Raw genomic sequence first — 17221 nt, forward strand, 5'->3', positions numbered from 1 at the left:
CATCTGCACCGGGGCACCGGGAGGCCCCGTGCCCCACCGTCGACGGGCCGTCGGCCCCGACCGGGCACCACCTCCGTCCCGGGTGTGACTCGTTACACTCAGTGCGTCGTTGCACTCAGTGCATCGACGCTCGTAGATTGGGTCCCATGCAGCACGACCGTCCGGGAACCGCGCGCGCCGATCGGCGGGAGGCGCTCAAGGCGCGGCACCGGCAGGCCATCGTCGGGGCCGCCTCGGCCCTCATGCACGAGACCGACGGCGCGCACTTCACCGTCGACCGGCTCGCCGAGCGGGCCGACGTCTCCCGGCGCACCGTCTTCAACCACTTCGGCTCCCTCGACGAGGTCGTCCTCGAAGTGCTCAGCGGCGAGCTGGAGGCCGTCGTCGACGGGATCGACGCCTCCCTCGCCGGGGCCCCGGTGGGTCCCGGCGAGCAGGTCCGGCTCGTCGACCGCCTCGTCGACGCCGTGCGCGACGGCGGCATGGTGGAGCTCGTCCCCCGGCTCAAGCGCATCCTCGGCGGCGACCGCCCCGAACCCGGACCGCGCCAGGCCATGCTGTTCGAGCGCGCCTTCACCGACCTCAACACACGGCTCGCGGCGACCCTGCGCCGCCACCACCCCGGCGTCGACCCCTTCGAGGTGGACCTGGCCTGCGGCGCCTTCGTGAGCGGCTGCCTCGTGGTCGTCGGCCACTGGGAGGCTGCCACCGGAGGCGCGGTCACCGAGGAGTCCCGGCGGGTCTGGGACGGCCTCCTCGACCGCATGGCCGCCCTCGCCCGCGCCGGTTACGCCCCCGTGCCCGGCGGCGCCTCTTGACGCACCCCTTGCCCACACCACTCCACCGTCCTGCAGGTGACCATGGCTGAGTTCCTCTACAGAGTCGGGCGCGCCGCGGCGCGCCTCCCCAAGACCGTCATCGCGGTCTGGCTCGCCCTCCTCCTGGCCGCCGGGGGCGCGTTCGCCCTGTTCTCCGGCGAGCTCAAGGACGGCTTCTCCATCCCGGGGACGCCCACCGACGAGGTGAACGGGCTCCTGTCCCAGGAGTTCGACGGCATGGGCGGCGGCGCGGGCACCGTCGTCTACCGGACCGACGACGGCTCGCCCTTCACCGACGCCCAGAAGGAGGCCATCGCCGAACGCGTCGACGAGGCCGCCGGGGTCTCCGGGGTCGAGGACGCCGTCGACCCGTTCGCCACCGAGCAGGAGCGGGCCGACGGAGCGGCCGAACTGGCCGACGGCCGCGAGCAGCTGGAGGAGGGCCGTGCCGAGCTGGAGTCGGGCCAGGAGGAGCTCGACGAGGGCCGTGAACAGGCCGAGGCCTCCGGCATGATCGACCGGTTGGAGGAGGGCCTCGACGCCCGCCAGGCCGAGATCGACGCCGGGCGGGAACAGCTGGACGCCGAGGCCGAGAAGCTCGAACAGGGCGAGGCCCTGATGGAGATGTCCTCCGACATCCGCATGGTCTCCGAGGACGGCGCGACCGCCCTGGTCAACGTCTCCTTCACCCAGGCCCAGGAGGAGGTGCCGCAGGAGACCAAGGACGCCGTGATGGCGGTCTTCGAGGACGACCCCGTCGACGGCGCCACCGTGGACTTCGCCAACGACATCGCGATGAGCCTGCCCGAGCTGTTCGGCCCCGCCGAGGCGGTCGGGCTGGTCGTCGCGGCGGTCGTGCTGGTGGTCATGCTGGGCACCCTGGTCGGGGCGGGGCTGCCGATCCTGACGGCGCTGGTCGGCGTCGGGGTGGCCACCATGGTCGCAATGTCGCTGTCCGGGGTCCTGGAGATGGCCTCCATCACCCCGATCCTGGGCCTGATGCTCGGCCTTGCGGTCGGCATCGACTACGCGCTGTTCATCGTCAACCGGCACCGCCGCCAGCTCAAGGAGGGCCTGCCGGTCGCCGAGTCCATCGGCCTGGCCAACGGGACCGCGGGCAACGCGGTGGTCTTCGCCGGTGCCACGGTGCTGATCGCGCTGCTCGGCCTGAACATGACCGGGATCGGGTTCCTCGGCCTGATGGGCAGTGTGGGCGCGATCGCGATCGTGGTCGCCGTGCTGATCGCGGTCAGCCTGGTCCCGGCGCTGCTGGCGCTGATCGGCCCGCGCATCCTGTCCCGGCGCGAGCGCGCCCGCCACGGCGGGGACGGCGCGGCCGACGGTGCTGCGGCGGGCGGGGCCGACGGTGCGCCGGGCCCGCGCGGTCGCGCGTCGGCGCCGCGCCCGATGACGGCCTGGGGGGCGATCGGGCGGGTCGCGGCCGCGGTGGCCGTCCTCGGCGTCATCGCCCTGCCCGCCCTCGACCTGCGCCTGGGCATGCCGGACGGCTCATCCGAGCCCGCCGAGTCCACCCAGCACCGGGCCTACACCGCCATCGCCGAGGAGTTCGGCGAGGGGCAGAACGGGCCGCTGCTGGTCGCGGCGGAGCTGCCGGGCGGCCCGGACACCGACGCCGCCGAGGCGAAGGCGCCGGACTACCAGTTCGAGGTCGCCGAGGAGATCGCGGCCCAGGACGGTGTCGCCGCGGTGGCGCCGATCGGGATGAACGACGACTTCACGCTGGCGATCTTCCAGGTCGTCCCGGAGGAGGGCCCCTCCAGTGCCTCGACCGAGGAGCTGGTGCACACGCTGCGCGACACCGAGCCGCTGCGCGGCCTGGGCCCGCTCGGAGTGGCGGGCATGGCCAGCGGCAACATCGACATCTCCGAGACGCTGAGCGGTGCACTGCCGGGCTACCTGACCGTGGTCATCGGCCTGTCGCTGGTCATCCTGCTGCTGGTGTTCCGCTCGCTCTTCGTCCCGGTCGTGGCGACGCTGGGGTTCATCCTCTCCTTCTTCGCCGCCCTCGGCGGCGTGGTCGCCGCCTACCAGTGGGGCTGGCTCGGCGGGCTGATCGGCCTGGAGAACCAGGGGCCGGTGCTGAACTTCCTGCCGACGCTCCTGGTGGGCATCCTGTTCGGCCTGGCCATGGACTACATGCTGTTCATCGGCACGGGCATGCGCGAGGCCTACGTGCACAAGGCGCCGGCGCGGTTCGCCGTGGTGCAGGGGCTGCGGGCCGGGCGCGCGGTGGTCACCGCCGCGGCGATCATCATGATCTCGGTCTTCGGGGGGTTCATCTTCTCCGAGACGGCGATGATCAGCTCGATCGGGTTCGCCCTGGCGTTCGGGGTGCTGCTGGACGCGTTCGTGGTGCGGATGGTGCTGATCCCGGCGCTCATGCACCTGGCCGGGGACGCGGCGTGGTGGCTGCCCCGCTGGCTCGACCGGCTCCTGCCCGACATCGACGTGGAGGGCTCGGCGCTTGAGCGCCGCCACACCGGCGGGCGGCAGGAGGACTCCGCCGGGGACGGCTCCGCCGCTGTGGCGGAACCCTCCGCCGATGCCGGTCAGCAGGGCACGACCGTGGGTACCGAACGGCGCTGAGCCGGCCTCGGGCACCGGGGACGCGCGGCCCCCTGCCGGAGCATCGGGTCCCGGCAGGGGGCCGCCGCGTGTGTACCTGGCGGGGAGGCGCCGGGGCTAAGCGTCGGTGGGGACGGTGATGGACTCCGAGCAGCCCAGGGACGGGGTCAGCAGGAGGCTGACGGTGGCGCTCGGTTCGTCGCCGGGCCGATTGGACAGGGCGAGGTCGCAGACGGCCCCCTTTCCGGTGAGGGGGTACCAGAACCAGGTGTCTCCGACGGGGGCGCGGTCGACCGGCCTCCATCCGCTCTTCCCGTGGCGGAAGGCGACGAGTTCGACGATCGCCTCGTACTCACCGGAACGGTGCGCGGTCAGGGCGATCTTCAGGTCCGAGCCGAATGTCGTGGTGGCGATGCGATGGGTCTCGGGGCCGGATGCGGCATCCGCGGCCGCCTCGGCCCGTTCGGTCTGGGCGGTCGACTCGGCCGTCGCCGACGTGGCGGTAGTCGCGGTGAGCAGCAGCGCGGGCACGGCCGCGGCGGCGAGCAAGGCGCGCCCGGCGCGGGGCCGGGCCATGGACGGGAGCGGCATGGCGTCTCCTGGGGTCCGATCGGCGGCTTCCTGAGAAGCCGCTGGCTCTTACCCGCATGACGTCCTGCAAGGGCCGCGGGTTGACCGCCTGGGTCCGCGCCGATGGTCTCGTCGGTGGGCCGGTCGTCCGTGCCGCCGGTGCGCCTCCCTGCATGTGACCCCAGCGGCCCCATCGGCCACGGCCCGCACCTCAGGAGGACCGTCGCCCCCCCGTCCGGGGCCAGGCTCGACTCCCTGCGGTCGTGCTGGGACTGTCGGTGCCGAGAGGTTGGATCGGTACCGCCCTTCTGGACCGACCGCGGAGAGGTGAGCGTGTGACCGCGTCCGATGACGACCTGCTGTTGATGCCTTGGGCGAAGCACAGCCCCAATGGGGGAGCTCATCCGCTCATCTGCCATCTGATCGACACCATGGAAGTCGCCGTCTGGCCTGTTCCCGAAGAGCGGTGAGTGACCAATGAGGGCGGAGAGTGATTGTTTCGTTACGGGGATCCTCGATAGAGGGCAGTTTTTGATAAAAAATGATAACGCCCTGCATTTCTGCAGGTGGGCAAGTGCAAGCCCCACGCCCGTGGGGGGTCCGGGCCCACACAGGCGGCGGCCGTCTGTCGCCTCCGTGTCGGCCTGTCGTGTTGGTGCGGGTGTTCTCACCCTTCAGGATCCGGGGCCCCTGCCCAGATTCCGCGGCTGTGGGCCAGGTGGCGCCGGGTGAGTTCGGCCGTCAGGTCCGCGTCGCGTGCAGCGACCGCCTCCACGATGGCCTCGTGCTCCTGGGCGGAGTCGGTCAGCTCGCCCTGGTCCGCGAGCTTCTGGAGTCCCCGCATGCGCGCCTGGTCGCGGAGTTGGCCGACCATGGACACCAGGCGGCGGTTTCCGGTCATCGCCAGCAGGCCCATGTGGAACCGGCGGTCGCGGTCGAGGAAGGCCTCCAAGTCGCCCTCGCGCGCGGCCTCGGTGATCTGTGCGGCCAGCGCGCGGTAGGGCACCAGGGCGCCGGCGTCGTGGCTCCGGGCGACCTCCGCCATGGCGGGGGCCTCCAGCATCGTCCGCAGGGTGAAGATCTCGTCCAGGTCGTGCTCGGACAGCGGCGGGACGCGAAAGCCACGGTTGCGGATGATCTCCACCATCCCCAGGTGGGCCAGGTCCATGACCGCCTCGCGGACGGGTGTCACCGAGACCCCGAGTTCGGCGGCGACGGTGGCCACGCTGACCACCTCTCCCGGTTCGATCCGGCCCAGGACGATCCGCGTGCGCACGGCCTCGCGGGCCTGTTCGCGCAGGCTGACCGGCCTCAGGGGAGGGGAGCTCGGCGTCATCATGCCCTATGCATAACACGGCGCGGCCGGGAGCGGCCTCAGGCGAGGGATATAAGGTGTGAGGTATCACCCCCCACTTCCGGGAGAACCGATGACGGCGATCATGCTCGACGAGCGGGACGTCCGCGCCGCGGTGACGATGCCCGAGGCCGTCGCGGCCGTCCGCCAGGCCTTCACCGACCTGGCCGCCGGTGCCTTCGAGATGCCCGTGCGCACCGTCCTCGACGACGGGCGGTTCCTCGTCATGCCGGTCCACCACCGGCCCACGTCCTCGGCGATGATCAAGACGCTGAGCCTGAACTTCGACCGCACGCCCGCGATCGGCGGCACGGTGGTGTGGAGCGAGCTGCACAGCCTCGACCGGGTCGTCGCCGACGCCGGGGCCGTGACCGCGCTGCGCACCGGTGCGGTGGTGGGCGCCGCCACCGACCTGCTCGCCGACCCCGGCGCCGACGAACTGGTGCTCATCGGCGCCGGAGGGCAGGCGGCCGACCAGGTCCGCGCGGTCCACGCGGTCCGGCCGCTGCGCCGCCTGACCGTGGTCGCCACCGCCTCCGAGAGCGCCCGCGCCCTGGTCGACCGGCTCCGGCCCGAACTCGACGGGGTGCGCCTGGACACCGCGTCCGACGCCCGCGCGGCCGTCGGCGGTGCCCCGATGGTCTGCTGCGCCACGACCTCCACCGCCCCGCTGTTCGCCGCGGACGACCTGCCCGAGCGGGTGCACGTCAACGCCATCGGCGCTTTCCGGCCCACGATGCGCGAACTTCCCGACGGCCTGCTGGGCGGCGCCGACGTCGTGATCGACGAGCGCGAGGCCGTCCTGGAGGAGTCCGGGGAGGTCATCCACGCTCTGGAGTCCGGTGCGATCACCGAGGCGGACCTGCGTGAGCTGGGCCCCGCGCTCGCCAAGGGCGAGGGCGGCCGCGGGCCCAGGACCGTGTTCAAGTCCGTCGGGGTCGCCGTCCAGGACTGGGCGATCGCGCACCTGCTGGCCGAGCGGGTCCTCCGTTAGGGCGTGTTCCTCGGATGCACGTGCTCCTCGGACGCACGCCGGTCGGCGGGGGTCCNGTCGCGTGAGCATCGCGAAGCGGCGCAGACGGCGCCGTAGAGGTGGAGCCGGGCCCCGAAGCGATCGGCGAGCCACACCCCAGCGGACCGCGCACCGCTCCGTGCCGCCCGGCCGCTCGTGCCGCTCGGGCGGGCCCCGCGCCGCGCCCGGGTTCCGGCGCGTCGGTGCCATCGGCGGCCGGGGCGGCGGATCACCACCCCGAGCAGGCCCTCCCGCCGTCGTCGGACCGGCTGATGTGGTCGTCGGCCACCACGGACAGCCGCCCCCGGTGTGGACCGCCGAGGGCCGTTCGCCGACACGGCCGGTCCGCCTACTGCGCGCGCAGCGCGGCCGGGCAGGCGCCGAGGAGCCTGGCTACGGTGCCGTCCAGCCGCACGTCCGGGACGCTCAGGGCGAGCCCGCCGAGGACGGGCGAGGCGACGGCGGCGAGGCTGAGGCTCTGCCAGGCGGCGATACCCAGGCGCGGCGCCCGCGCCACCCACCGGGACCGGCGGACCACGGCCGGACCCGCGGCGGCGACCGCCACCCCGTAGCCCAGCAGGACGAGCGCGAGGGTCACGGCAGCTTCTCTCGGCGTCCTGCGTCGTCCAGGGCCGCGCGCAGCTCGGCGATCTCGTCCCGGGGCAGGCGGGTGATCAGCCGGGAGAGGACGGCGGCCTGGTCGGGGGCCGACTCCAGGGCCTCCTCCACCAGCCCCGCCGCGTAGTCCTCCTGGGAGGCGGCGGCCCAGTAGCGGTAGGCGCGGCCCTCCTTGGCCCGCTTCAGCCAGCCCTTGTGGAACAGGTTGTCCATGACAGTCTGCACGGTGTTGAAGGCGATGTCGCGCCCTTTGCGGAGTTCGGCGACGACATCGCGCACGCGGAGCGGCTCCTGGGCGGACCACACGGCGCGCATGATCGTGGCCTCCAGGTCGCCGAATCTGGACATCCCCCATCGGTCCTTCCCGATCAGCGGGCGGCGGGGCGCCTCCCGCCGCGTGACTCAACAAGCTTAGGTGAGGGCGCCGGGGCGGGGCGCCGATGCGCGCGGACACTCTCCGTACCCGCCCGCACCCCTTACACCTCAACACCTAAGGTAAATAGGTGGAGCGGTATCCGCTGATCGGTGATGACCGGGCCGGGGCGCCCGCACCCTCCCGGACGCGCCCCCGATCCCACGAGAAGGATCCACGCGAGCGATGGACATCGAGAGCGTCATCATGAGCGGCCCGCTGCCGCCTCGAGCCAGGGGGCGGGGGTCTGGTGCCAGGCGGCCTTCACGTACGGGTGCATCGGTTGACATCCTCTCCCGCCTAACGGCGGGAGAATCCAGCCATTCGGCGCTGTTCTGAAACATTCGGACGGCGAGCATGACCACGTACACCTCTTGGGGCACTACCCGCCGACAGGCGCACTATCGACGTTGGCCAACAGCCTCAAGGGGGTCAGCTCTCGCTCTCGGGTGGGCCGGGCAGCGGTGCAGCCGGGCGGATTCGGGGCCGTGGTGGCGTGCCGGGAGCGGTGGTGGACGTACGACCGCCGGGGCCGTCAGGTCCGTGTCACGCCGCCTCCGAGCGGCACGGAGACGGGCCCCGTCGCGTCGGGGCCCGGCCGCTCCGTGCCGTCGGTGCGGTCGGCGCCCGACGCCCGGGCGATGATCCCCCGCAGGGCCGCAGCGGACTCCGAGCCGGGTTCGGCGTGGTAGGTGACGAGCATCTGGTCGGGGTCGTCGAGGAGGGGGAACGTCTCGAACGACACGGCGAGTTCACCCGCCTGCGGATGGTTCAGCCGCATCACCCCGTGGCCCTTGCGGCGCACCTCGTGCACGGCCCACAGGCGGCGGAAGTCCTCGCTGCCCGCCGACAACTCGTCCACCAGCGAGGCGAGCCGAGGCTCTCCGGGATGGCGGCCCGCCTGCATGCGGAGGATCCCGGCGACACCCCCGGCCTTCCTCTCCCAGTCGATGAACAGGTCGCGCATGGCGGGTGTGAGGAAGATCAGCCGTCCCCAGTTGCGCTGCTCGGGCGCCAGCTCGGCCCAGTCGCCGAACAGGGCGGTGGCCGCCCGGTTCCAGCCCAGGATGTCCATACCGAACCCGTTCACGTAGGCGGGCACGCCGGTCATCGCATCGAGAAGCTGCAGGATGTCGGGACGCAGGCGCTGGGGCCGCGACGACGGGGCGCGCGCCCCCGTCCGTTCGGGCTTCACCAGGTGCGTCAGGTGGGCGTGTTCGGTCTCGGTCAGCTGCAGGACGCGAGTGATGGCGTCCAGCACCTCTTCCGACACGTTCGCGCTGTGGCCCTGTTCGAGGTGGGTGTAGTACGAGACGGACACCCCGGCCGCCTGGGCCAGCTCCTCCCTGCGCAGCCCCGGCACCCGCCGTCTGCTGCCGTAGTCGGGAAGGCCGACGTCGGCGGGTTTGAGCCGGGCCCGGCGGCTGCGCAGGAATTCGCTGAGCTCGGCACGCCGATCGAGGCCGGCGGGCGACCGGTCGTCGGTGTCGTTGTGGCTGGGCATACAGTCCAGTGTGCCCCGCCCGCAACGGCCGTGCCTGCCACTGGCAGTGGTAGGAATGCGCGAGGTGGTGGAGCCAGCGGATGGCAGGTCCCAGGCACGGACGGCAGGCTCGGTGGTGTCCCGACCGGAAAGGGTCCGGCGCCGGTCACCTCGGCGTCCGGGGGATTCGCATTCCTTCGCACGTCCCGCGCCCGCCCGGTCTCCACTGCACTCCTCCAAGGAGCCTTCCGATGTCTCGTACCTGGTTCATCACCGGAACGTCCCGGGGATTCGGCCGCGTCTGGGCCGAGGCCGCGCTCGACCGCGGCGACAAGGTGGCCGCCACCGCCCGGAACACCGCCGCGCTCACCGACCTCGTCGACCGCTACGGCGACGCCGTCCTGCCGATCGCCCTCGACGTCACCGACAAGTCGGCCGTCGACCTGGCCGTGAAGGCGGCCCACGACCACTTCGGGCGCCTGGACGTCGTCGTCAACAACGCGGGATACGGGCTCTTCGGCATGATCGAGGAGACCACCGAACAGCAGGCCCGCGACCAGTTCGAACCCAACGTCTTCGGCGCCCTGTGGGTGACCCAGGCCGTCCTGCCGTACATGCGGGAGCAGGGCTCGGGGCACATCATCCAGGTCTCCTCGATCGGCGGGGTGAACGCCTTCCCCAGCCTCGGCATCTACAACGCGTCGAAGTGGGCGCTGGAAGGGATGAGCCAGGCTCTCGCCGCCGAGGTCTCGGGCCTGGGCATCAAGGTCACGCTCGTCGAACCGGCCGGCTACGCCACGGACTGGGCCGGGGGTTCGGCGGTGCGCTCCGAGCCCCTGCCCGTCTACGACCCGGTGCGCGAGGCCGTGGCCGCCTACTGGAGCGGGACGACGCCCGGAGATCCGCAGGCGACCGCGTCGGCCCTCCTCCAGGTCGTCGACGCCGAGGAGCCGCCGTTGCGGGTCTTCTTCGGTGCCGGCCTGCTGGACGCGATGCGCGAGGAGTACGCGCAGCGGATCGCGACCTGGGAGGAGTGGAACCAGGTCGCCGAAGCGGCCATCGGCGCTCCCTCCGCCTCCTGACACGCCCCTCGCTCGACCGCCGGAGCCCCAGGTCGGACCGGACCGGGGCCCCGGCGGCCCCAGTGACGCACACCGATCCGAGAGAGGAAGCCATGGAAGGACGCACACCGGACGAACCCTCCGACCCTGTGGACCTCCCCAACGCGCCACCGTCCGGGCCGACCCGCCGCACGTTCATCGTGACCGCCACCGCCGCCGGGGGAGCCGCGGTCGCGGTCGGCGGCGGCCTGGTCGCGAGCTCGTCGCTGCTCGGCGCGGAGGGCGAGGCGCCGCCCGGAAGCAGCGTCTCGCTGATGGTCAACGGCGAGCGGCGAACCGTCACGGTCGACAACCGCACCTCGCTGCTGGACCTGCTGCGCGAGCACCTCCAGCTGACCGGATCCAAGAAGGGATGCGACGCCGGCGCCTGCGGCGCCTGCACGGTCCTGGTCGACGACACGCGAGCACGGGGGAGTCGGGGGACGGCGGACTCTCCCAGGACATGGACTCGCTCGGCGGCAAGATCCTGCGCATGACCCCTGAGGGGGAGCCCGCGCCCTCGAACCCTGGTCCCGACTCGGTCGTGTACTCCCTTGGGCACCGCAATGTCCAGGGATTGGCCTGGGACGAAGACGGGCGGCTGCGGGCATCGGAGTTCGGCCAGGCGACCTGGGACGAGCTGAACCAGATCCGGCCGGGGGAGAACTACGGGTGGCCGGAGGCCGAGGGCGGCAGCGGCGAAGCGGGGTTCACCGACCCGGTCCGGCAGTGGAACCCGGCCGACGCCTCGCCCAGCGGCATCGCCTATGCCGGGGGCGCCATCTGGATGGCCGGACTGCGCGGTCAGACCCTGTGGCGCATCCCGCTGGACGCCTCCGGCGGGCCCCAGGCCAGTTCGGCGGCGGCGATGCGCGCGTGGCCCAGCGGGGTGGCGTGGATGCGGTCGGCACTCCACAGGCGGGGGTCGGTGGTCACGGGGTGGTGGAAGGTGTCGACGAGCACCGCGCCGTGCCGCTCGGCGAGCGTGCGGATGCGGTCGTCGAGCTCCAGCACCCGGGGGCGCAGGCGGCGCACGAGCGGGGCGATGCGGGCGATGTCGGGGAAGGTGAAGGTCACCGTGGTCGCCCCGGCGTTGGTGAAGGCGGCCAGCATCGCGTCCAGGCCGGCGGTGACGGCGTCGGCGTCGTAGCCGGGGCGGACCAGGTCGTTCACACCGGCCATGACGGTGACGAGGTCGGGGCGCAGCGCGAGCGCGGGGCGGTCTGCTCGGCGCGGATCTGCGCGGCCAGACGGCCGTGGACGGCGAGGTTGGCGTAGGCGAACCCGGGCCCGGCGGCCCCCGAGGCGGCGATGGCCGCCGCGAGCCGGTCGGCCCAGCCCCGATGGCCGGTGGCGTCGTCGCCGTTGTTGAGGCCCTCGGTCTGGCTGTCGCCGACCGCGACGTATCTGCGAAAGCCCATCGGGTCGCCCTCCGTCGGTTCCGGAACCGGCAGGGGCCGGTCGCCGCACTGAGCATAGGTTGTTGGTCAATTTCGTGACTAACAAATAATGCACATGCGGTGGGACTCCTGGTGGGACTCCTCCGCCCGGTCCTCCGTGCCGGGGCGCGGAGAGCGGGTTCATCCGTCGCGCAGCCGCGCGACCTGTTCGAGCCAGTCGTCGACCACCCGGTCGGCCATAGTCTGGTCGGAGCGCATGATGCGGGTCAGTTCGAGTCCGCGGACCAGCGCCATCAAGGACTCGAAGGCCGTCCGTGCCGCTTCGGGATCGGCGATGCCCGCATGCCGGTCGAAGATCCTCCGCAGTTCGGCGCCCAGCCTTCTCTCGGCCGGGAGCAGCTCGTTGCGCAGTTGCCGGTCCGTGCGGGCGGCGGCCCACAGTTCGATGGCGGCTTGGAAGGGGGGACCGGCCATGGCCGACCGGACGGCCCGCACCATCCGCTCCAGGGCTTCGGAGCCGTCCCCGATGTCGGCGACGAGTTCCCGGATGCGCTTCAGGCGCATGTCGGCGATGTGGTGGATCGCGGCGACGAGCAATTCGGACTTCGAGCCGAAGTGGTGCAGAAGGGCGCCGCGGGACACGCCCGCCTCGTCCTGGATCCGCTGCGTGGTCGTCCCCGAGTAACCGTGGGTCACCAGGCAGCGAACCGCCGCGTCGAGAAGCGCGGTGTGCGTTCTCGCGCGCTGCTCACTGCGTTTCAGGCCGCTCACGCCCCCACCCTAGCGGCATCCTGGAGCGCTCCCCGGTCAGAGCGACCTGAGTCCTCCGGCGGCGATGCGGTCGCGGAGCCGGAACTTCTGGACCTTGCCCATGGCGTTCACCGGGAGGTCATCGGTGACGTACCACTCCGCGGGCGTCTTGTACGGCGCGAGGCGCTCTCTCAGGAAGTCGTGCAGCTCCTCGGCTGAGGGGGCCGCCCGGTCCGGTTCCAGCCGCACCACCGCGGCCACCCGCTCGCCCCACGCCGGATCCTGCAGGCCCAGTACCACCGCGTGCGTGATGGCGGGGTGCGCCGCCAATACCTCCTCGATCTCGCGCGGGTAGATGTTCTCTCCGCCGCGGATGATCATGTCCTTGAGGCGGCCGGTGACCGTCACGTACCCGCGCGCGTCCATCCTCCCCAGGTCCCCGGTGTGCAGCCAGCCGTCGGCGTCGATGGTGCGGGCGGTCTCCTCGGGCATGTCGAGGTAGCCGATCATCCGCTGGTAGCCGCGGGCGCAGATCTCCCCCTCGACCCCGATGGGCCGGACCGCGCCGGTGGCGGGGTCGAGCACGGCCACGTCGACGTTGGGCAGCGGCTGCCCCGCGGTGAACAGGCCGTCCTCTCGGGTGTCCGTCGGCCGGGTCTGGCAGACGACGGGGCTGAGCTCCGTCTGGCCGTATACCGCGCTGGCCGCGGCCCCGGCGGCCTCCGCCCAGGCATCGACCAGGGCCGGGGGCACCGTATCGCCGCCGGACATCACCACTTCCAGGGAACCGAGGTCGAACTCCTCCCGTCCCGGGTGCGCGAGCAGGGCGTGCAGCATCGCGGGAACGGCGCCCAGGATCGCGGCCCGGTGGCGCTGGACGGCGGAGAGCAGGGACGCGGGGTCGAACACCTCGCCCAGGATGAGAGTGCCGCGGTCGTACACCGTCCCCATCCCGGCCAGGCCACAGCCCGCGGTGTGGAACAGGGGCAGGGCCGTGGCGAACGCCGAACCCTCGGGGACCCCGCAGCGCTCCCGGACATAGGCCGCGTTGGTCACCATGGCGCCGTGCCTGAGCACCGCCGCCTTCGGACGGCCGGTGGTGCCGGAGGTGAACTGGATCTGGGTGGGCCCCTGCAGGTCGACGTCCGGCAGTCCGGCCCGCTTGCCGGTGCCGCGCACCTCCTCGAGCCAGCCCGTCAGGGACACGGCCTCGCGCACGTCGGGCGCCTCCGGGAGTACGGCCCCGATCAAGGAGGCCATGTCGGTTCCGCGGAAGGCGTCCACGTAGAAGGCGCCGACCGCGTGCGAGGCGTTCAGGATGTACCGGAGCTCGGTGCCGCGCAGAGCCGGGTTGGCGGTGACGAGGACCAGCCCGCTCAGTGCCGCCCCGTACTGCAGCACGATCCACTCGGGGACGTTGGGCGCCCACACGGCCACGTGCTCCCCGGGACGGAAGCGGCCGAGCAGCCACGCGGCCGCGCGCTCCGCGTCGTCCAGCAGCTCGCGGTAGGTCCAGGTGCGGTCCGCCCGGTCAGGGGCGACCGACACCAGGGCGGCCGTTCCGGGGGCGTCGGCGGCGGCGCGGCGCAGCAGCTCGCCGACGCTCAGGCCGACGAGCGGCCGACCGGTGTCCGCCGGCCACAGGGACTCGTCGAGGCGCGTCATCGCTCGTTCTCCCGCCGCCGGTTCCGGTGGGCCTCTTTCGCGGCGAGCTCTTCCTGCATCCGGGCGATCTCGTCCTGGCCGGGAACGGCACCTCCGCCGTCGGGGATGAACCGGCCGCTGTCGCGCCACTGGACCGCGGCGCCGAAGCCGTGCTCCCGGGCGAAGTCCACGAACCAGCGGCCCTCGGGGGAGTGGCGGGTGATGCCGTCGAAGAGGACGGCGAGGTTCTGCGTGCTCTGCAGGCCCATGTTGTCGTATGCCTGGTTGACCATCATCTTCTGCATGACGAGCTGGTTGACCGGGACCCCGGCCATGCGGTCGGCCAGCTCCTCCACGGACGCGTCGAGCTCCTCCTCGGGGACGGAGTCGAGGACGAGTCCCCAGTCCCTGGCCTGGACGCCGTCGATGGTGTCGCCGGTCAGCAGCATGCGCTTGGCCCGCTCGGCACCCATGCGGTAGACCCACATGGCGGTTGTAGGGCAGCCCCAGACCCGGGCGGGCATGTAACCGATCCGGGCGTCGTCGGCCATCACCACGAGGTCGCATGAGAGCGCGATGTCGCTGCCTCCGGCCACGGCGTAGCCGTGGACCTTCGCGATCGTCGGCTTCGCCGAGCGCCAGAGCGAGAAGAAGTGGTCGGTGTTGGCCTTCATCGACCGGAAGTCCTCGACCGGGTCCCAGACGGCGCCCTGGTGCTGCTCGCCGGCCTCCGCGTACAGCTTCAGGTCGTAGCCGGCGCAGAACGCCCGTCCCGCTCCCTGGACGACGATGACGCGCACGGACCCGTCCTCGTTCGCCGCGGTGACGGCGCCGCCGATCTCCCGGGCCATCCCGGCCGTGATCGCGTTCAGCCGGTCCGGGCGGTCCAGGGTGATGTAGGCGCGGTGGTCGCGGACCTCGTAGCCCACCGTGTCGCCGCTGAAGGTCATGTGCCTCTCCGCATCCTGTGGTGATGCGCAGCACATTTTCACAGGCCGACTGGACTGTCAATGGGGCGGGATCCGGGCGCGGCCGCGGAGCCGAGCGGCAGGGGCGGGGCCGGGCCTGGCACCGGAGGCGGTGTTCGGGCCAGACTGCTGGGCATGGCCGACCACGACCTGTCAGGGTTCGAGCGCACCTCCTTCACCCACGGCGGCACCGCCCGCGACGTCCTGAGGCGCGGGGAGGGGCCGGCCGTCGTCGTCATGGCGGAGATCCCCGGCATCACGCCCAAGGTGCTGGGGTTCGCCGAACGCGTGGCCGCCATCGGCTGCACCGCGGTGCTGCCCGTGCTGTTCGGCGACCCCGGGCGCGACCCCGACCCCGCGGTGCGCGGGCGCCTGCGGGCCGGGGCCTACGTCGCATCGAGCTTCGCGAAGGTGTGCGTGAGCCGGGAGTTCACGGTGCTCGCCACCGGGCGCAGCTCCCCGGTCGTCGCCTGGCTGCGGGCGCTGGCCGCACACGAGCACGAGCGGTGCGGCGGGCCCGGCGTCGGGGCGGTCGGGATGTGCCTCACGGGCGGCTTCGCCCTGGCGATGGCCACCGACGAGCGGCTGCTCGCCCCTGTGCTGTCCCAGCCGTCGCTCCCGCTGCCGGTCACCGCGGGCCGCCGCGCCGTCACCGACATCTCCGAGGAGGAACTCGCCGTCGTCAAGGACCGCTGCGCGCGCGGCGGCCTGCGGGTGCTCGGCATGCGGTTCCGCGGGGACCGCCTCGTGCCCGGCGACCGGTTCGCCGCGCTGCGCCGGGAACTCGGTGAGGCGTTCACCGCCGTGGAGCTGGAGGACGCCGACGCCGCCCCCGACGCCTCCACCCCGCCGCACTCCGTGCTGACCGAGCACCTGATCGACGAGCCGGGCCAGCCGACCCGGGCCGCACTGGACGAGGTGCTGGAGCTGTTCCGCACCCGGCTCCTCCGCACCCCGGCGTAGCGCCGCCGGAGGCCGCCGGAGAACGGAAGGGAACCGGGCCCGCCCCCGGCGACCGACGGTTCTCCCCGGCCGCAAGGGCCGGGCGCTCGGCCACCCTCGGCATAGGGGGCGCGCGGCTCGGGCTCACTCTGACCGCCCGGCTCGGACCTCGGCCGGGGCGGCCGCCGCGCCGGGGATGCGGATGAGGCTTCCCGGATGTCGGCATCGCGAGGACGCCCTCGTCCACGAATGGGGGCGGGGATCAGACGTGGCAGGCACACGTAATGCGTGTGTGGCCGACACCGCCCGCGAAGAGCGCCGGGTGCACGAGGGCTCCGAGGCGGACGCGGAGGAGGGCCGTCTCCCCGGCATCTCCATCTACGGGGACCAACGGCCGCTGCCGGGTCCGCCGCCGGGGCTACCTCCGGTTCCCGCGCAGGTGTTCGCGGCTGGACGGCAGGAGCAACAGGGCCGCGGCGGTCAGCGGGAGGACCATCCCCACCAGGCCCATGGGTTCACCCAGGCCGATGCGGGCCATCTGGGTGAAGAAGACCAGGGCCAGCAGGACGTGCACGCCGACCGCCCCGCCGAGCGCGAAGCGGGGCAGGCGGAGCGCGCACAGGGCGCAGAGCGCCGCGATCACGGCGTAGGGCAGTGCCGTACCGAGGCCGAGGAATCCGCCCGCGATGAGGAGGATCTGCAGCGACGACGCCGAGAAGAGGGCCGCCATGACCCACAGGACGACGCGCGCCGCGGTCAAGGGGGCGGGGTTCGGGGAGCGCAACGGTCCTCGCTTTCGACCTCCTCCCCTCCCTTACCGGGGGCGGGGACGGGGAGGAGGGGGCTCATCCAGGGGTACGGGGTCAGGTGCGGAAGTCGACGGGCAGTCCCTCGATCACCGGGGTGAACCCCCCGTCGACCCCGCCGTCCCCGGTGACGGTCCCCTTCCACCGATCGACCCTGTCCGCGCGCTGCACGTAGAGGGTGACCTGGTGGCCCTTGCGGGTCTTCTTCACCGCCGGGGGCTTGACCTTCCGCTTGAGCTGCTCCTCGGCCGCGGAGGTGTCGCTCGCCAGCCGGGAGAGCAGCGCGTCCTCCGGTGACTCCAGCACGACCTGGTGCCTGCCCAGGGCGCGGGTCTTGTCCAGGAAGAACTCGGCGGTCGCCAGGGCGTCGTCGGCCGACTCCACCCGCACCCCGGCCGCTCGGGCGAACTCCTGGTAGGCGGCGGGGTCGGCGGACAGGACCATCGCCTCCCCCTCCGGGCCGACCACCGCGTACACCGCGGCCCCGTGCGCGGCCGCAGTGTCCTGGAACAGCAGCAGCCTCCAGTCCTCGGGGACGGTCTCGTCCTCCACGACCGAGGCGGCCATCGCGTCGGCGGAGGCGATGCGCACCGCCAGGTCGGCGTCGCCCGGCCCGTCGGCCTCCCAGAGCGCTTCGACGAGGAGCCGCCGCTCGTCCGCCATCGGCGCAGCCTCGGAGACGTCGGGCGGGGGCGAGGCCGAGGCGTCGGGGCTGGGCACGGCGGGGGGTCCTTCGTCGGCGGGGGGGGGGGGGGGGG

Annotated in this window: 19 protein-coding genes and 2 pseudogenes; 9 read left to right on the forward strand and 12 right to left on the reverse strand. The window is 72.9% G+C overall.

Annotated elements, in window-relative coordinates; genetic code table 11:
* The first annotated feature begins 146 nt into the window (after positions 1–146).
* Together D476_RS0111955 and D476_RS0111960 are read left to right on the forward strand one after the other, a co-directional pair.
* A complete protein-coding gene (locus tag D476_RS0111955; RefSeq protein WP_017624187.1) occupies positions 147–818 on the forward strand; it encodes a TetR/AcrR family transcriptional regulator in 672 nt (223 codons plus the stop codon).
* Positions 819–860: 42 nt separating this feature from the next.
* Positions 861–3425 carry an MMPL family transporter gene (locus D476_RS0111960; RefSeq protein ID WP_017624188.1) on the forward strand — a complete coding sequence of 855 codons (2565 nt, stop codon included), beginning with the start codon at positions 861–863 and terminating at the stop codon, positions 3423–3425.
* Positions 3426–3521: 96 nt separating this feature from the next.
* Here the strand turns inward: D476_RS0111960 and D476_RS0111965 are convergent, their stop codons facing one another.
* Complete coding sequence (locus tag D476_RS0111965) at positions 3522–3995, reverse strand: hypothetical protein (protein WP_017624189.1); 474 nt, start codon at positions 3993–3995, stop codon at positions 3522–3524.
* Between the two features lie 314 nt (positions 3996–4309).
* Here D476_RS0111965 and D476_RS39735 point away from each other — a divergent pair, with 314 nt between their 5' ends.
* Positions 4310–4444 carry a hypothetical protein gene (locus tag D476_RS39735; protein ID WP_275041549.1) on the forward strand — a complete coding sequence of 45 codons (135 nt, stop codon included), beginning with the start codon at positions 4310–4312 and terminating at the stop codon, positions 4442–4444.
* Positions 4445–4641: 197 nt separating this feature from the next.
* On the opposite strand, the gene D476_RS0111970 is transcribed toward D476_RS39735, so the two are convergent.
* Positions 4642–5313: a GntR family transcriptional regulator gene (locus D476_RS0111970; protein WP_017624190.1), complete on the reverse strand. Its 672-nt coding sequence runs from the start codon at positions 5311–5313 to the stop codon at positions 4642–4644.
* Positions 5314–5401: 88 nt separating this feature from the next.
* Between D476_RS0111970 and D476_RS0111975 the strand changes: the two genes are divergently transcribed.
* Positions 5402–6322, forward strand: coding sequence for an ornithine cyclodeaminase family protein (locus D476_RS0111975; RefSeq protein ID WP_017624191.1), 921 nt, complete (start codon positions 5402–5404; stop codon positions 6320–6322).
* Positions 6323–6689: 367 nt separating this feature from the next.
* On the opposite strand, the gene D476_RS0111980 is transcribed toward D476_RS0111975, so the two are convergent.
* On the reverse strand, positions 6690–6938 hold the full coding sequence (locus tag D476_RS0111980) for a hypothetical protein (protein WP_017624192.1): 249 nt from the start codon (positions 6936–6938) through the stop codon (positions 6690–6692).
* A complete protein-coding gene (locus D476_RS0111985) occupies positions 6935–7306 on the reverse strand; it encodes a BlaI/MecI/CopY family transcriptional regulator (protein WP_017624193.1) in 372 nt (123 codons plus the stop codon). Before D476_RS0111985 ends, D476_RS0111980 begins: the two co-directional genes overlap by 4 nt.
* Before the next feature lie 387 nt (positions 7307–7693).
* Here D476_RS0111985 and D476_RS36295 point away from each other — a divergent pair.
* Positions 7694–7813, forward strand: a pseudogene (locus tag D476_RS36295) (transposase); the annotation flags it as partial.
* A gap of 92 nt (positions 7814–7905) precedes the next feature.
* Here D476_RS36295 and D476_RS0111990 read toward each other — a convergent pair.
* Positions 7906–8874 (reverse strand): helix-turn-helix transcriptional regulator, encoded by a 969-nt coding sequence (locus D476_RS0111990; RefSeq protein ID WP_017624194.1) that lies wholly within the window; start codon positions 8872–8874, stop codon positions 7906–7908.
* Positions 8875–9104: 230 nt separating this feature from the next.
* Here D476_RS0111990 and D476_RS0111995 point away from each other — a divergent pair, with 230 nt between their 5' ends.
* The 3 genes and pseudogenes from D476_RS0111995 to D476_RS36300 form a co-directional block, all read left to right on the forward strand.
* Positions 9105–9935 (forward strand): SDR family oxidoreductase, encoded by an 831-nt coding sequence (locus D476_RS0111995; protein ID WP_017624195.1) that lies wholly within the window; start codon positions 9105–9107, stop codon positions 9933–9935.
* Between the two features lie 92 nt (positions 9936–10027).
* On the forward strand, positions 10028–10450 hold the full coding sequence (locus tag D476_RS40085) for a (2Fe-2S)-binding protein (protein ID WP_017624196.1): 423 nt from the start codon (positions 10028–10030) through the stop codon (positions 10448–10450).
* Positions 10417–10731: pseudogene (locus D476_RS36300) on the forward strand (PQQ-dependent sugar dehydrogenase); the annotation flags it as partial. The gene D476_RS40085 and the pseudogene D476_RS36300, both read left to right, overlap by 34 nt.
* A gap of 26 nt (positions 10732–10757) precedes the next feature.
* Here the strand turns inward: D476_RS36300 and D476_RS36305 are convergent.
* From D476_RS36305 to D476_RS0112020, 5 genes are all read right to left on the reverse strand, one after another.
* Positions 10758–11135 carry a GDSL-type esterase/lipase family protein gene (locus tag D476_RS36305; protein ID WP_051061718.1) on the reverse strand — a complete coding sequence of 126 codons (378 nt, stop codon included), beginning with the start codon at positions 11133–11135 and terminating at the stop codon, positions 10758–10760.
* Positions 11123–11374 (reverse strand): SGNH/GDSL hydrolase family protein, encoded by a 252-nt coding sequence (locus D476_RS38970; RefSeq protein ID WP_051061720.1) that lies wholly within the window; start codon positions 11372–11374, stop codon positions 11123–11125. The genes D476_RS36305 and D476_RS38970 overlap by 13 nt, the downstream gene beginning before the upstream one ends.
* A gap of 159 nt (positions 11375–11533) precedes the next feature.
* Positions 11534–12124 (reverse strand): TetR/AcrR family transcriptional regulator, encoded by a 591-nt coding sequence (locus D476_RS0112010; RefSeq protein ID WP_017624197.1) that lies wholly within the window; start codon positions 12122–12124, stop codon positions 11534–11536.
* 36 nt (positions 12125–12160) lie between these two features.
* Positions 12161–13768 (reverse strand): class I adenylate-forming enzyme family protein, encoded by a 1608-nt coding sequence (locus D476_RS0112015; protein ID WP_017624198.1) that lies wholly within the window; start codon positions 13766–13768, stop codon positions 12161–12163.
* Positions 13765–14697: a crotonase/enoyl-CoA hydratase family protein gene (locus D476_RS0112020; protein ID WP_017624199.1), complete on the reverse strand. Its 933-nt coding sequence runs from the start codon at positions 14695–14697 to the stop codon at positions 13765–13767. The genes D476_RS0112015 and D476_RS0112020 overlap by 4 nt, the downstream gene beginning before the upstream one ends.
* A gap of 153 nt (positions 14698–14850) precedes the next feature.
* On the opposite strand from D476_RS0112020, the gene D476_RS0112025 reads away from it, so the two are divergent.
* Entirely contained in the window at positions 14851–15678 is an 828-nt protein-coding gene (locus D476_RS0112025; protein ID WP_017624200.1) for a dienelactone hydrolase family protein, read from the forward strand.
* Between the two features lie 397 nt (positions 15679–16075).
* On the opposite strand, the gene D476_RS0112030 is transcribed toward D476_RS0112025, so the two are convergent.
* Both D476_RS0112030 and D476_RS0112035 read right to left on the reverse strand, forming a co-directional pair.
* Positions 16076–16417 (reverse strand): hypothetical protein, encoded by a 342-nt coding sequence (locus D476_RS0112030; protein WP_017624201.1) that lies wholly within the window; start codon positions 16415–16417, stop codon positions 16076–16078.
* 103 nt (positions 16418–16520) lie between these two features.
* Positions 16521–17221: hypothetical protein (locus D476_RS0112035; RefSeq protein ID WP_204366984.1), on the reverse strand; the 701-nt coding region annotated here is incomplete at its 5' end.

It is taken from the genome of Nocardiopsis chromatogenes YIM 90109 (assembly GCF_000341185.1).
GTDB classification, from domain to species: domain Bacteria; phylum Actinomycetota; class Actinomycetes; order Streptosporangiales; family Streptosporangiaceae; genus Nocardiopsis_A; species Nocardiopsis_A chromatogenes.